Below are 15,078 nucleotides of genomic sequence, written 5' to 3'. Positions count from 1 at the left end.
AACCAGGCTTAAATCCTACATATAAAATGAATTTGGCATACACTTAATTTAATGTTTATTTAAACGATTTGCTCAGGAGTATTATTCCCTTTGGCGGCGCCAAAAAAAAGCCGTTTCAATTTTGAAACGGCTTTAGACTTTAAGATTATTCCGAAAGTTTATTCAGCAGGCTGATTCCAGCTGTTGTTGGTTCGGTCGATGTCTGCCATCAACTGTTGAGCATCAATGGTCATTGCATTGATTTCAGAAAGTGGCTTATCTATAGTAAACGTATAGGTTGGATACGCCCAGGGCCAATCTGCCAATTGGGTACGTTCCATATTTGGGAATGGGTTAGGCTTTTCGGCACGCATCATCCGCAACGGAATGTAATAAGATTCGTTCATTCCTTCTGCGTTGTCGCCGTCTTTTACATTGACGTAAAAGTCAACCGGCATTGGCATAAGACCTTTACGCTCCAGAGTTACCTGAGTTTTACCGTCTACTTCCTCTACATTTTTAATCGCATAATCAATGGTGTTAGTGGTCTGTGTCCAGTCTACCAGGTACCAGTCTAACTGCATTCCGCTTACTTTTTCAGCAACGCGCTTCACATCATTAGGCGTAGGATGCTTGAATTTAAACTCATCAAAATAGGTTTTGATGGTCTTATCCAGATTTTCCCTGCCAATGATGTAGCCCAGTTGTGCTAAAAACACAGCGCCTTTAGAATAAGCCGAAGCTCCGTAAGCGGCATTCATTTCATAACGGTCTGCATACGTAGTTTGAGGTTGCTCAATACCACTGGTTGCGAGTCTAAAATAGGATGCGTAATTCCCGGCTTGTGGATTAGGCTTCTTTTCATCCATTACCACATTCATCGCTTCGTCAGAAATATAGCTGGTAAAACCTTCATCCATCCACTCGTGCTTGGCTTCGTTTGAAGCCAGCAAGAACTGAAACCAGGTATGTGCCATTTCGTGAGCGGTCACACCCACAAGGCTGCCAAAGCTGCGCTCCCCGGTAATCAGGGTACACATCGCATACTCCATACCACCATCACCCCCTTGAATTACCGAGTACTGGTCGTAAGGATAAGGGCCTACGTTTTCATTATAAAAGGCTAAAAGCTCAGCGGTTTTAGGCTGTAAGTTCTTCCAGTTTTCAATGATGTCTTTGTTGTCTTTATAGAAAAAGTGCAATACCGTACCGTCTGAAGCAGTAAGCTTATCGTGAATGTAGTCGGGATCTGCAGCCCAGGTAAAGTCATGCACATTAGGCGCTACAAAATGCCAGGTGTGTTTTCCTTTTTTGGCCTTTTCTACTTTTTGACCGGGCTCTTCGTAGCCGTGACCTATTTCGGTATTTTGAAGGTAACCGGTACCTCCTACCGTATACTCAGAGTCGATGCTGATTTTCACATCAAAATCACCCCAAACGCCATGAAATTCACGCGCGATGTACGGATCTGCATGCCAGCCTTCAAAATCATATTCAGCCAGTTTAGGATACCATTGCGTCATCGAGAGCGCTATACCTTCGGCATTGTTGCGACCGCTTCTGCGTATTTGCACAGGCACCTGCCCGTTGAAATCCATATTGAAGGTTGTGCTTTCGCCCGGCGCAATAGCTTTCGCCAGGCTAACCTCTAGAACGGTTCCTGCAACTTCGTACGTTAAGGGCGTTCCATCCTGAGTAAGCGTGTTTACCTTTAAGAAACCAATTTCATCCGGCTCCAGTTTTGAAATCCGGTCCATCACACGACGATCGGGATCTTTGATGGTAAGTGAACGCACATCCATCTCACTGCCGGGTTGAAAGGCATTAAAATACAGATGGTAAAATACCTGATTTAAGGTATCGGGCGAATTGTTTGTGTAAACCAACTCCTGCTTACCGGTATAGTTGTAGTCTTCAACATTCATATCAACCTCCATCTTATAGTCCACATGCTGTTGCCAGTAGGAGGTGTTATTTTGTGCCGAAGTACTTGCAGGGATTAAACCCAAAACAAGTACCGAAGCACTCCAGAAGGTAGATTGAATTGCTTTTTTTAATTCCATAATTATTACTTTTTAGTAGATAACTCTGCCATTTTGAAGGCGTTATACATATTTACCATTTCGCCCGATTTTGAAAGTGCACTGAAGGGTTTTATCACGTCAGCATCACCACCGGCAGATACCTGAATATTGCTGGTGATCCCGCTCTGCATAATGATTTGTTTAATCTGAGCAGCAGAGAATTGCGGGTAATACGAGCGTAACATCGCTGCCACACCGGCAACATTAGGAGCGGCCATCGAGGTACCCTGTAAAAACTCGTATTCATTACCGGGAACGGTAGACCAGATTTGAACTCCGGGAGCAAAAACGTCAACATTTGATTTTCCGTAGTTTGAAAAACTTGCGACTAATTTGCCACTGTATTTGTAGTTCAGCGCACCTACCGTAATCACATTATCAGCAAATTCAGTTACATTATCAAGCTGATCGTTAGGATAAACGGTATCGCCGCCATCGAGGTCAATACTTTCGTTACCGGCTGCATTTACGATTAAAACATCTTTTTTAGCCGCATATTTAATGGCGTCATATACCCACTCCGGGTTTGTAGCAAAGTATTTACCAAAGCTGGTGTTGATCACTTTTGCACCGTTGTCTACGGCATAGCGTATTGCTAAGGCGATGTCTTTATCGTACTCATCCCCGTCAGGAACGGCACGAACCGCCATAATTTTTGCATTGTTAGCCACTCCGTTCATACCAATACCGTTGTTGCGCTCTGCAGCTATAATACCGGCAACGTGAGTCCCGTGACGGGCTGCTTCCGGGTCCGGACCTATTACGTTGTTATTACCGTAATTGGTATCGTTTAAATCGTTAAGGTCATCGCCCAGCACACTGCGGTAATTAGCGTTGAGGTTGTAATTGGTATCCAGACGCTCCTGCATACTCTCTAACTGCTCAGTAAGCATTTCCATAAATTCAGGAATAGTATCTGCATAGGTAAGCATCTGGGTAAGAATAGCCTTGTTGCGTTGCTCCATCTGCGTTTCTGCAGGAAGAGCCGTAAGTTCTTCGGCAGTATAATCTTCTTTATTTAGTTTTTGAGAAACTTCGGTATGAGCGGTTTTTACAGCAGCCATTAGACCCTGGTATTGGGTGATTTGATCTTCAAGCTCACTGCGGTCTTTTTCAACTTCTGCCTTAGCTTTAGTATAAGTTTTAAAAAGCTCTTTTTGAGCAGCCGGAATCTGATCTAATGTTTTTCCGCTAAACTGAGCGTCATATTTTTGTACGATACGCGCTTTTTCAAGTTGTTCGGCAACGATATCGCCCAGAAAGTTCCAACCGTGAATGTCATCGATGTAGCCGTTTTTGTCATCATCAATTCCGTTGTTTGGAATTTCATCTGCATTAGTCCAGATAACACCATCCAGATCTTCGTGCTCGATATCAACACCGCTGTCTATAACCGCAACAATTACGGAAGATCCCTGACCTTTTATGAGTTCGTCATAGGTTTTCTCAACACTCATCCCGGGAATGGTATCTTCTTTAATGTCTTTACCGGGCCATTCTTTGAGCTGCTCCTCATCCAGATCGGCTATTTTAACGGGAAGTTGGTCAACATTTTCAACAGGGACGCTTATCAGTTTTGCAGGTGTATCGCAACCGGCGATAAGCAATGCAGCTCCAAATGCTGCAATCAGGGATTTTTTCATTATCTGTATGTATTTATATTTAAAATTTAGGTTTTGTATTTGAGTCACGTATAAGTTTTCGTTAGAGTACGTCTTCAATTCTCAGGCTTTGATCAAGCCGCACTCCTTTTTCGGTATGTTTTACCGTGATTATGGGGTTATGCGCATCATGCTCTAACCACAAATAATAGTTATGATCTGCCGCCTGGTTTAAAAATTCTTCTTTTTCGCCCAAAGTAAGCAAGGGCCGCGTATCAAAGCCCATCACATACGGTAAGGGTAAATGACCCGCCGTTGGCAACAAATCTGCTGCGAAAACAAGAGTTTTGTCTTTATAAGTTATATGCGGAATCATCTGTTTATCGGTATGTCCATCTGCAAATAAAATACCAAAGCCCAGATCGCTATTTTCTAGAAAGGTTTTTCCGGTTTTTTCAATAAACCGAAGCTGCCCGCTTTGTTCTATGGGCAAGATGTTTTCACTTAAAAAAGACGCTTTTTCCCGGGCATTGGGTTTTGTGGCCCATTCCCAGTGATCTTTGTTGCTCCAGTAGGTTGCATTTTTAAAAACCGGAACCGGAGTTTTACCATCTTCAGCCCATTTTATGCAGCCTCCGGAATGGTCAAAGTGTAAATGCGTGAGAAAAACATCGGTGATATCGTCAGGATGAAGACCTTTAGATTTTAACGATTTCTCAAGGGTATCATCACCCCAGGGATAGTAAAAGCCAAAAAACTTTTCGCTTTGCTTGTCGCCCATTCCCGTGTCTATAAGAATGAGGCGATTGCCTTCCTCAATAAGCATACAGCGTGCGGCAATATCAATCATATTGTTTTCATCTGCAGGATTGGTGCGGGTCCAGAGTGATTTTGGGACGACTCCAAACATAGCGCCTCCGTCTAATTTAAAATTACCGGCTTCTATTGCGTGAATGACCATAAACGGACTACTGATTTCTAAATGGCACCTCCAAAGAGCTAATACCACGAGGCTTACCTCGAAAATGAAAATTTGTTTTTAACGAATGCCTCCCGGGCTTGCCCTGAGGTAGTTTACTGCAGGAAGCTGAAAATTTTGCGGCTTCAGGATAAACAAAGTTGTGCAAAATACTAAAACAGCGTTAAATCAAATTTTAAGCCTTGGCGAATTAAGCTATATTTAACAAAGAATAGCAAAATCGGGCTTTAAAATGAATTTTTAAAGCCGTATCATAGCAAAAAATCGAAATTCATGTTAGAACTGGGCGGAATAATAATCTTGGGTATATTGGCACAATGGGTTGCCTGGAAGTTTAAAATACCTGCGATCTTACCTCTTATCTTAATCGGGCTTTTTGTAGGTCCTATTTCAACCTTGTTTACCTATGACGGCTCCAAGTGGATAGAACCCATCTGGGACGGCGAAACAGGTATATTCCCCGGGGAGCGGCTTTTTAACTTTGTTTCTTTGGCTATCGGAATAATACTCTTTGAAGGAGGTCTTACCTTACGCTTTAGCGAGATTAAAAATGTGGGACCGGTAATTACCAAACTAATTATCGTGGGTTCTCTGGTAACCTTCTTTGGCGCAGGAGCAGCAGCCTACTATATTTTTGACCTGAGTCTTAGAATATCCTTTCTATTTTCGGCACTGATTATTGTAACCGGACCTACGGTTATAACCCCAATTCTTAGAAACATTCCGCTTAAAAAAGACATCTCAGCCATTCTTAAATGGGAAGGTATCCTTATTGATCCCATAGGTGCTTTGGTAGCCGTATTGGTTTTTGAATTTATCAGCGTAGGTGCCGGTAGTGAATTTACAATCACCGCTCTTGAAGAGTTTGGTAAGATTGTACTTTTTGGGTTTACTTTCGGTTTTACCTTTGCACACGCACTCGCATTTGCAATCAAACGCAATGTGATTCCGCATTATTTATTGAATGTTTTTACCCTGGCAACAGTGCTTGGGGTGTTTGTACTCTCCGATTTGTTTGCTCACGAAAGCGGTCTACTTTCGGTTGTGGTGATGGGAATCATTATGGGGAATATGAAACTGCCCAACATCAAAGAACTCCTCTACTTTAAAGAGTCTTTGAGTGTTTTGCTTATCTCCTTGTTGTTCATTCTGCTTTCCGCAAATATCGAAATGCAGGATTTATACCTGGTGTATACCTGGAAGGCAGCCTTGCTTTTTGCCGTTGTTGTGTTCATTCTACGACCTATAGGAGTGTTCCTAAGTGCGAAAGGCTCCGGTTTAAAGTTTAACGAAAAACTCTTTGTAAGCTGGGTAGGTCCGCGCGGTATTGTAGCTGCGGGTATTGCTTCCCTTTTTGGTTTACAGCTGGTAAGTGAAGGCGTTGAAGGGGCAGAATACATCACACCGTTGGTATTTATGATTGTACTGGGTACGGTATTGTTAAATGCCACCACAGCCCGTCTCTTTGCCAAAATCGTAGGAGTCTTTCTTACCGAATCTAAGGGTATTGTGATCATTGGCGCTTCAAAAGCTTCGCGTATTATAGGTGAATACCTGATGAAAAATGGCCGCCATGTGGTACTGGTAGACAGCAACAGTTACAATATTGAAAAAGCCAAGGAGCGCGGCCTCGAGGCTATTGAAGAAAGTATTTATTCAGACAGTTTGATGAACAATATTGAGCTGAACGACGTGGGTTACCTGATGGCACTTACCGGAAACGGGGATATCAACGACTACGCGATCAAGCGTTTTAAAAATATTTTTGGTGAAAACGGCTCATTCAGGCTCATTACTCCAGATGAAATGCGCGGTCCCGATGCTCCAAATGAGGGTCTTTTCTCGCCTACCGATGACTTTATACGACTTACCGAAGTAGCCCGTGCCCATCCAACCATCCAGGAGATTGAGGTTAAGACCAAAGAAGATTTTGAGAAGCTTGTTAAGAGTACCCGGGAAGATCGAAATATGGTGCCTATATTTTTAAAGCAGGAATCAGGCGAACTTGAGATTTTAAAATCGAACATCAACGAGCTTGAGATAGACAGTTTTGAAAATATCAAGCTGGTTTACCTCGGCAAGCCTTTTGATCCTGAGAAAATGCCGGTCAAACCGAAGATCGATGAAAACGAACTTTAAAGTTTTCCTAAGCTTTTAGAAAGCTCTTCTGTATTGATTGGGCATTCATTAACTTGAAAACAAAAAAGTTATGAGTACCCGCAGAAGTTTTTTGAAGAAATCAGGTCTTGTTCTCGCAGCATCTACCTTGCCTTTACCCTATTATGCCTGTTCTAAACCCAACAAGAAACTGGGTGTTGCTTTACTAGGCCTGGGTAGCTATGCGACTAACAATTTGGCTCCTGCCCTGCAACAAACCGAACATATTGAACTGCGGGGTATTGTAACGGGAAGTCCCGGGAAAATTCCGCAATGGCAGCAGAAATACGGTATAAAGGACGAAAATGTATACAGTTATGAGACATTGCCTGAGATTGCAAATAATCCGGATATTGATGTAGTCTACATCGTAACGCCCACCTTTCTACATAAAAAATACAGCGTGATGGCGGCTAACGCCGGAAAGCATGTCTTCTGTGAAAAACCGATGGCGATGACGGTTGAAGAATGCCGCGAAATTATGGAAGCCTGCGATAAAAACGGAGTCAAATTAGCTATCGGGTATCGCATGCAGCACGAGGAAAATACCCAAACTATAATGAAGTGGGCTAAAACAAAGCCCTACGGAAGCATTCAAAATGTAGATACTGAAGTAGGCTGGCGCATAGGCCCGGGCGGCGGTTGGCGTCTGGATGGTTCTAAAGGTGGTGGCGCTATTTACGATATGGGTGTTTATAATATTAATGCCCTGCGTTATGCGACGGGTCTGGAGCCACTTTCACTTACCGCACGTCACGAAACCCAAAGACCGGATTTGTTTCTCAATAAAGCGCCTGAAATCACATGGCTTGATGTAGAATTTCCAGGGGGCTTAAAGACCACAGCCAGGGTTACTTATGCTGATAATGTGAATTTTTTGAAGGTAAATTGTGAAAACGGAGACTACGAGTTATCCCCATTTCAGAGTTATAATGGCGTTCAGGGAAGCACCAGTGATGGTAAAAAGTTACCAGCCTGCAACTGTAACCAGCAAGCCCTGCAAATGGATGATGATGCACTCGCGATTTTAAATGATACGCCTGTCATTGCACCCGGCATTGAAGGTTTGCGGGATATTCAAATTGTGGAGGCGGCGCTAAAGTCGGGCTATAACAACAGCCAGCGCATTCAACTGGAACAGTATTAATACCCGAATGAATACCAAACAAAAAAGCTTCCGTTTTCAGGAAGCTTTTTTTGTTTTTAATGCCGGTTTATTTGCGGCTAAAGTAATCTGAAACTACAAAAGCGACCCCCATAACAGCACCAATTGCGAGAATCCAAACCAGGGTTTGACTTTCCTTTGCCGCTGTCCATTGACTCAGAGCACCGCAAATCACGATAAGGCCAAGACCCGTGAGTTGTAATTTGGTTAATTTCATCTTAATCGTTAAGCTTCAGTACGGCCATAAATGCCTCCTGAGGGATTTCTACGTTACCCACCTGGCGCATACGTTTCTTACCTTTTTTCTGCTTTTCGAGTAGTTTTCGCTTACGCGAAATATCACCACCATAACATTTTGCCGTAACGTCTTTACGCAGGGCTTTTACGGTCTCCCGTGCGATGATTTTGGCTCCAATCGCTGCCTGAATAGGAATATCAAACTGCTGACGCGGGATCAATTCTTTTAGCTTCTCACACATCTTTTTGCCGATATCATAGGCATTATCGCGGTGTAGTAAAGCTGAAAGCGCGTCAACCACATTTGCATTTAAGAGCACATCAACTTTTACCAGATGGGAAGCCCGCATGCCTATTGGCGAATAATCAAAAGAGGCATAGCCTTTAGAAACCGTTTTCAGGCGGTCGTAGAAATCAAATACGATTTCGGCCAAAGGCATATCAAATGACAATTCCACACGCTCAGGTGTAAGATAGGTCTGATTGGTGATTTGTCCCCGCTTTTCGATACATAAGGACATTACCGGACCTACAAAATCAGATTTAGTAATGATAGTAGCTTTTATATAGGGTTCCTCAACCCGGTCCATACCTGAAGGATCAGGTAAATCGGAAGGGTTGTTAACCAGTATTGGCGTTTGTTTATCTTTTATGGTGTACGCGTGATACGATACGTTAGGTACGGTCGTGATCACGGTCATATCAAACTCACGTTCCAGGCGTTCCTGAATGATCTCCAGGTGCAACATCCCCAGGAATCCGCAACGGAAACCAAAACCTAATGCCGCTGAACTCTCGGGCTGAAATACTAAAGACGCATCGTTGAGCTGCAGTTTTTCCATCGAAGAACGCAGATCTTCATAATCTTCGGTGTCTACCGGATAAATTCCTGCAAATACCATCGGTTTTACATCCTCAAAACCTTCGATCATATTGGTTGTGGGCGTTTTCGCATCGGTGATGGTATCCCCCACTTTTACTTCTTTGGCTTCCTTAATACCCGTGATGAGGTAACCTACATCGCCTGTTTTGACTACTTTTTTCGGCGTTTGTTTTAGGTTGAGAGTTCCTACCTCGTCTGCGAAATAGGTTTTACCGGTGGCCATAAACTTGATGTTCTGCCCTTTGGTAATCTCACCATTCAATACCCTAAAATAGGTTTCAACCCCTCTAAACGGATTGTAAACCGAGTCAAAAATCAAGGCCTGTAAAGGCTCGTCAGGATTTCCTTTCGGTGGCGGAATACGCTCAATAATCGCAGTAAGGATTTCGGTGATACCAATGCCGGTTTTAGCACTGGCCGGGATTACATCTTCGGGGTTACAACCCAAAAGATCTACAATATCATCGGTCACCTCTTCGGGGTTTGCACTGGGCAAATCAACCTTATTCAACACCGGAATAATTTCCAGATCGTTTTCAAGAGCCAGATACAGGTTAGAAATGGTCTGCGCCTGTATGCTCTGTGCGGCATCAACCACAAGCAAAGCACCTTCACAGGCAGCAATACTTCGTGACACTTCATAGGAGAAATCCACGTGTCCCGGAGTGTCGATGAGATTTAAAATATAAGGCTCACCGTTGTGTATATAATTCATCTGAATGGCGTGCGATTTAATGGTAATACCACGCTCGCGCTCCAGATCCATATTATCAAGTAATTGCTCCTGTTTTTCACGATCGGTTACAGAACCTGTAGAGTCTAGCAGACGGTCTGCAAGCGTACTTTTCCCGTGATCAATGTGAGCGATAATGCAAAAATTGCGAATGTTCTTCATAGACGTTCTTCATCAGCGTTGCCTTGTTTAAGCATTGGCCTCCCGATTCATTTGCAATTTTTAGACAGCCAAAAATGGTATAAATCGAAAACCCATCTGTTTAAGTACCTAAATAAGGTCAACTTTAGTCTGCAAATATACAGTTTAGCTAATGCATTTTCTAATTATTCTATTTTTGGCAATTTATAGGGCAAATCATCGAAAATCTAATTGAAGTATCTTAAAAACATAGAAATTAAATTAGATTTGAAATCTATGCGATCCACTTTACTCTTTAACGTCTTTGTTTTCGCCCCCTTATTTCTATCAGCTCAAAGTCTAAGTCTTGATGGGCTTGTTCAAAATAGTGAACAAAACCCCGTCCCATTCACCAATGTCTTGCTCTTAAAAGCCGCAGATTCTACTTTTGTGAGTGGGTTTGTTACCAACGAAGAAGGTCTGTTTAAATTTGAAGATCTTACTACCGGTAATTATCTGCTCAAGGCCAGTTTTGTGGGCTATGAAGACGCCTACAGCGATCCTTTTGAACTGCAGCAAAGCTTAAGTTTAAAAGCTCTTGTGCTTAAAGAATCCCCCCAGTTTTTAAATGAGGTTACCGTCACGGCACGCAGGCCGATTATACAGCGTAAGGTGGATCGTCTGATTTTTGATGTGGAAAACACAGCGATTTCTTCCGGGACAACCTTTGATATTTTAAAACGCACTCCGGGAGTCATTGTCAATCAGGGAACAATTTTGGTTAGAAATCGCCCGGCGCAGGTTTACATCAACGATCGCAAGGTGTATTTAACAAATGACGAGCTGCAGCAATTGCTGGAAGGTTTTGCAGGGGTAAACGTAAAATCGGTTGAGGTGATTACCACACCACCGGCCAAATACGATGCAGAAGGCGGAGCGATTTTGAACATCGTGACTTCAAAAAATCTGTCTATCGGTTATAAAGGAAGTGTTGATGCTTCGGCAACTGTGGGAATTTTACCCAAATACGCAGCAGGTAGCAGTCATTATTATAAAACCGATTGGCTCAATGCCTATGCCGGTTATACTTTCAACTCGCGTTTTGATACTAAAACCGACGAGGGTTTTATTGAATTTTTTAATCCCAATGGAAGCACTAAAGCAACCTGGGATGATCTGTTTTTAAAAGATACACGCACGTTTTCGCACAGTTTCAATACCATTTTAGATTTTACGCTAAGCGAAAAAGACATGCTGAGTCTGAGTGCCAATGTGCTGCACACACCAAAAGCTGATTCAGACATCAGCGGAAGAACCGAAATTTTCGACCCGCAGGGTCGGCTTGATTCGCTTTATACCACACAAAGTCTCCTGGAGAATTCCCGGGATAATTTGCTTTTTAATCTTAACTACGAAAGGCAGCTGGGCGAAAACGGGGCAACACTTACTGCAAATGCCAACTATATTGACTATTCGAACGATCAATCACAGGTGGTAGCCACGCGCTATTTTTCGCCGCAAGGCAAGCTTTTGAATGCAAATTCGTTCAATACCATTCCTACTCAGGATTCACAAATTTATACCGGGCAGCTTGATTATACCGGGAATTTAGGAAACTGGGCTTTTGAAGCGGGGGCTAAATATTCGGGGATCAATTCAAACAGCAGGCAGGATTTTTTTGACGGTAATGGGGACATTAACTCCGGCAATGCAATCCTAAATGACAATTTTGACTACACCGAAAGTATTTACGCGTCGTATTTCAGCTTTTCGAAAGATTGGGAGACCTGGAGTCTTCAGGCCGGTTTACGGGGAGAATATACCGATGCTAATGGGAATTCACGAACCTTAGGAGTTGTAAATACTCAGGAATATCTGGAGCTTTTCCCGACCATTTACTTGATGAATAATCCTTCAGAAAACCATTCTTTTGGATTGAATTACAGTCGCAGGATTGATCGACCCCGTTTTCAAAGCTTAAATCCGTATCGGTATTTTCTAAATGAAAACAACTTTCAGGAAGGAAATCCTAATATTCAGCCTGCAATTGCAAACCGGGTAGAGTTTAATTACACATTTAAGAATAAACTTATTTTCAGTCTATACTGGGATCGTATAGATAATGCAATGAGCAGTTTGCCTTTTCAGGATAATGAAAACCTGACGATTAGAGGTTTGAACACGAATCTCAATTATGAGCAGCAGTACAGCCTGGATGTGACCTATTCAGAATTTGTGACCAATTGGATGTGGATGAGTGTTTACACATCATTTTTTAGAATGGAAAATGAGTTTGAAGCACTAGAGAGCGGAGCACAAGATTATAATCAGGGTATCAATGGGATTTTTGTTCAGGCGCAAAATTATTTTGTTATTGAACCCGGCTTAAGCGCGACTCTTGTAAATACTTTTACCTCCAATATTTTAGCAGGTTCCTATCAATACGACAGACCGCAGTATGCTTTAAACATTGATATTCAAAAGACTTTTCTGGATGGAAGGCTTATTTTTAATCTGAGTTCGGAAGATATTTTCAATACGAATAACATGCCGCTTACGTCACGTTATTTAAATCAAAACAATTCCTTTTTTGCGATGCCCGAATCCCGAAAAATACGGGTAGGCCTTCGGTATAAATTTGGAAACTTTAAGCTCAGCGATAATAGCAGAGCGGTAAATGCTGAAGAAGAAACCCGTTTAGAGCGGAAAGACTAGATATCTACTAATCAGAACCGCCATTAACCTACTTTACCAAACATTGCTTAATTTTGCGCGGTAATCCAGAAATGGTATCCTTGAGAGCAATCTCAACGATACCGACTTAAAATTCAAAGCTTTGGCAAAAATAGGAGATATAGATGTAGGAGACTTCCCGTTGCTTTTGGCACCTATGGAAGATGTGAGTGATCCACCTTTTCGCGCATTGTGTAAAGAGCAGGGTGCAGACGTGGTATTTACCGAGTTTATCTCGAGCGAAGGCCTTATACGCGATGCTGCAAAGAGCGTGATGAAGCTTGATATTTATGAGAAAGAACGCCCGGTGGGTATCCAGATTTTTGGTGCGAACCTGGAATCAATGCTGCAAAGTGTTGAAATTGTTGAAGCTTCAAAACCCGATATTATTGATATCAACTTCGGCTGCCCGGTGAAAAAAGTGGTTTCTAAAGGCGCCGGAGCCGGTATTTTAAAAGATATAGATTTGATGGTTTCGCTCACCGAAGCGATGGTGAAGCACACCAATCTGCCCATTACGGTAAAAACCCGTTTGGGCTGGGATCACGATTCCATTAAAATTGTTGAGGTAGCAGAACGTTTGCAGGATGTGGGCTGTAAGGCGATTTCCATTCACGGAAGAACCCGTGCCCAGATGTATAAAGGTAGTGCCGACTGGCGGCCTATTGCAGAAGTAAAGAACAATCCGCGCATGCATATTCCTGTTTTTGGCAATGGCGATGTAGATACGCCCGAGCGTGCTGTGGAGATGCGTGATGAGTACGGACTTGACGGCGCAATGATTGGCCGGGCAAGTATAGGTTATCCCTGGTTTTTTAGAGAAGTCAAACACTTCTTTAAAACCGGTAAACACTTAGCGCCGCCTACCATGCAAGAACGTATTGAGGTTGCTCGCAGACATCTTAAAATGGCCATTGACTGGAAGGGTGAGAAACTCGGGGTGTTTGAAACACGCAGGCATTATACCAATTACTTCAAAGGCATTCCGGACTTTAAGCCCTATCGTATGAAAATGGTTACCTGTGACGATGCGGTAGACGTCTTTGACACCTTTGATGAGGTAGAAGAACGCTTTGCAGACTTTGATTGGCTTAGCCAAAGTGTATAATTATTTCGAGACTTGCCTCGAAATCATGGCTTTGTTTCTTTTAGATGATTCGTGGGCTTGTAACGAGGTAGTTTACTATACCACTCAGGCAATGTTTTAGTCTTGAAGTAACTTCGGCCTGATGGTTGAAGAAGCCAGATAGGAAGCCAGAACTCCAAGAATACTTATGGTTAAAAACACGGCCAAAAAGTTTGTGATCGTAAACTGCATAGGATAGGGCAGTGTGGGCGTGATCATTTTGAGTTCAAAAAGCAATTGAGCCGCAACCACGAGTGCGCCTATAACCAGACCCAGCAAACCTCCAAATACCGTCATCATCGCTCCCTGAAGGAAGAAGATTTTCTTGATTTCTTTCAGCGAAGCACCCATACTATGCATGGTTTTGATGTTCGATTTCTTGTCGATGATGATCATGATGATGCTTCCCACAAGATTAAATAATGCAATGATCAGGACTAAAGTAAAAATGAGATACACCGCCAGATTTTCGGCATTAAGCATTTTATAGAGCTTATCGTTCAGCTGAAAACGGGTCTTGACCTCGGCCCGATCACCAAAAAGGCTTTGGATTTCCTGTTGTGCTGAGATAGGATCCATTCCGGGATTTAAGCGTATTTCGAGGGCACTTAACGTGGTATCCGGATAGTTGAGCAACTGCTGCGCATAGTTAAAGTTGACAAAAATATACTTTTGATCGAGTTCTTCATTTATCTGAAAAATATCAGAAACCACAAGCTGCGAACTGTTAAAGGCCTGAGTAGGATCGGTGATCTGACCGCTGCCGGGCCTGGGGACCATAACGCGCAGCAAATCGGTGTAATTGTTAACCCCAAGGGAGAGAATTCTGGAAATTCCAAAACCGATAACAGCTAAAGGCTCATCCTGCGATAACCAGTTTCCATAAAGTAATGTACTATCGATAGGGTTGACCTTGAGGTAATTTTCATCTATACCTTTAATATAGGCGATGTGGTTTTTCCCCCTAAATTCTAAAAAAGCACGCTCTTCAATAATTTTGGTAAAATCGGCTACTCTTACGCTATTTTGAAGGGATTCAATGGTTTTTTCATCAAAAGTGATGGTTTTTCCCTTCGCGGGAATCACTTTTATGTCGGGATCAAAAAGGGAAGAAAACGAGAGGCTGAAATCTTTCAACCCTGAAAATCCGGAAAGCACAATAAACAAAGCAGCCGAACCGGCCACAATGCTCAAAGCAGAAATCAGGGTAATTATATTTATAGCATTATTACTGCTTTTAGTAAACAGGTAACGTTTTGCGATAAATACTGAAAACTTCAA

The 15,078-nt window shown here is 42.7% G+C and carries 10 protein-coding genes; 4 read left to right on the top strand and 6 right to left on the bottom strand.

The window, feature by feature from the left end; translation table 11 throughout:
* Positions 1 to 158 precede the first annotated feature (158 nt).
* From ACSSS3_RS07490 to ACSSS3_RS07480, 3 genes are all read right to left on the bottom strand, one after another.
* Positions 159 to 2,042, bottom strand: coding sequence for a M1 family metallopeptidase (locus tag ACSSS3_RS07490; protein WP_442847046.1), 1,884 nt, complete (start codon positions 2,040 to 2,042; stop codon positions 159 to 161).
* Positions 2,043 to 2,047: 5 nt separating this feature from the next.
* Positions 2,048 to 3,706 (bottom strand): S8 family serine peptidase, encoded by a 1,659-nt coding sequence (locus ACSSS3_RS07485; protein ID WP_442847045.1) that lies wholly within the window; start codon positions 3,704 to 3,706, stop codon positions 2,048 to 2,050.
* Between the two features lie 61 nt (positions 3,707 to 3,767).
* Complete coding sequence (locus ACSSS3_RS07480; protein WP_442847044.1) at positions 3,768 to 4,625, bottom strand: MBL fold metallo-hydrolase; 858 nt, start codon at positions 4,623 to 4,625, stop codon at positions 3,768 to 3,770.
* A 291-nt stretch (positions 4,626 to 4,916) separates the two neighbouring features.
* Between ACSSS3_RS07480 and ACSSS3_RS07475 the strand changes: the two genes are divergently transcribed.
* The gene (locus ACSSS3_RS07475) at positions 4,917 to 6,782 is read left to right on the top strand and encodes a cation:proton antiporter (RefSeq protein WP_228229308.1); all 1,866 of its coding nucleotides are present in this window, start codon (positions 4,917 to 4,919) and stop codon (positions 6,780 to 6,782) included.
* Between the two features lie 70 nt (positions 6,783 to 6,852).
* Positions 6,853 to 7,947 carry a Gfo/Idh/MocA family protein gene (locus tag ACSSS3_RS07470; protein ID WP_442847043.1) on the top strand — a complete coding sequence of 365 codons (1,095 nt, stop codon included), beginning with the start codon at positions 6,853 to 6,855 and terminating at the stop codon, positions 7,945 to 7,947.
* Between the two features lie 67 nt (positions 7,948 to 8,014).
* Here the strand turns inward: ACSSS3_RS07470 and ACSSS3_RS07465 are convergent, their stop codons facing one another.
* A complete protein-coding gene (locus ACSSS3_RS07465; RefSeq protein ID WP_442847042.1) occupies positions 8,015 to 8,182 on the bottom strand; it encodes a hypothetical protein in 168 nt (55 codons plus the stop codon).
* A 1-nt stretch (position 8,183) separates the two neighbouring features.
* Positions 8,184 to 9,980, bottom strand: a complete 1,797-nt coding sequence (gene lepA / locus ACSSS3_RS07460) for a translation elongation factor 4 (protein WP_442847041.1) — start codon at positions 9,978 to 9,980, stop codon at positions 8,184 to 8,186.
* Between the two features lie 255 nt (positions 9,981 to 10,235).
* Between lepA and ACSSS3_RS07455 the strand changes: the two genes are divergently transcribed.
* Positions 10,236 to 12,653 carry an outer membrane beta-barrel protein gene (locus ACSSS3_RS07455; RefSeq protein ID WP_442847040.1) on the top strand — a complete coding sequence of 806 codons (2,418 nt, stop codon included), beginning with the start codon at positions 10,236 to 10,238 and terminating at the stop codon, positions 12,651 to 12,653.
* A gap of 121 nt (positions 12,654 to 12,774) precedes the next feature.
* Positions 12,775 to 13,779, top strand: a complete 1,005-nt coding sequence (dusB, locus tag ACSSS3_RS07450; protein ID WP_442847039.1) for a tRNA dihydrouridine synthase DusB — start codon at positions 12,775 to 12,777, stop codon at positions 13,777 to 13,779.
* 96 nt (positions 13,780 to 13,875) lie between these two features.
* On the opposite strand, the gene ACSSS3_RS07445 is transcribed toward dusB, so the two are convergent.
* Positions 13,876 to 15,078 carry an ABC transporter permease gene (locus ACSSS3_RS07445; RefSeq protein ID WP_442847038.1) on the bottom strand — a complete coding sequence of 401 codons (1,203 nt, stop codon included), beginning with the start codon at positions 15,076 to 15,078 and terminating at the stop codon, positions 13,876 to 13,878.

Origin of the sequence: Leeuwenhoekiella sp. H156, assembly GCF_052218455.1 — a bacterium.
Taxonomy (GTDB): domain Bacteria; phylum Bacteroidota; class Bacteroidia; order Flavobacteriales; family Flavobacteriaceae; genus Leeuwenhoekiella; species Leeuwenhoekiella parthenopeia.
The sequence above is the reverse complement of the archived record's forward strand: the minus strand, read 5'-3'. Positions and strand labels throughout refer to the sequence as shown.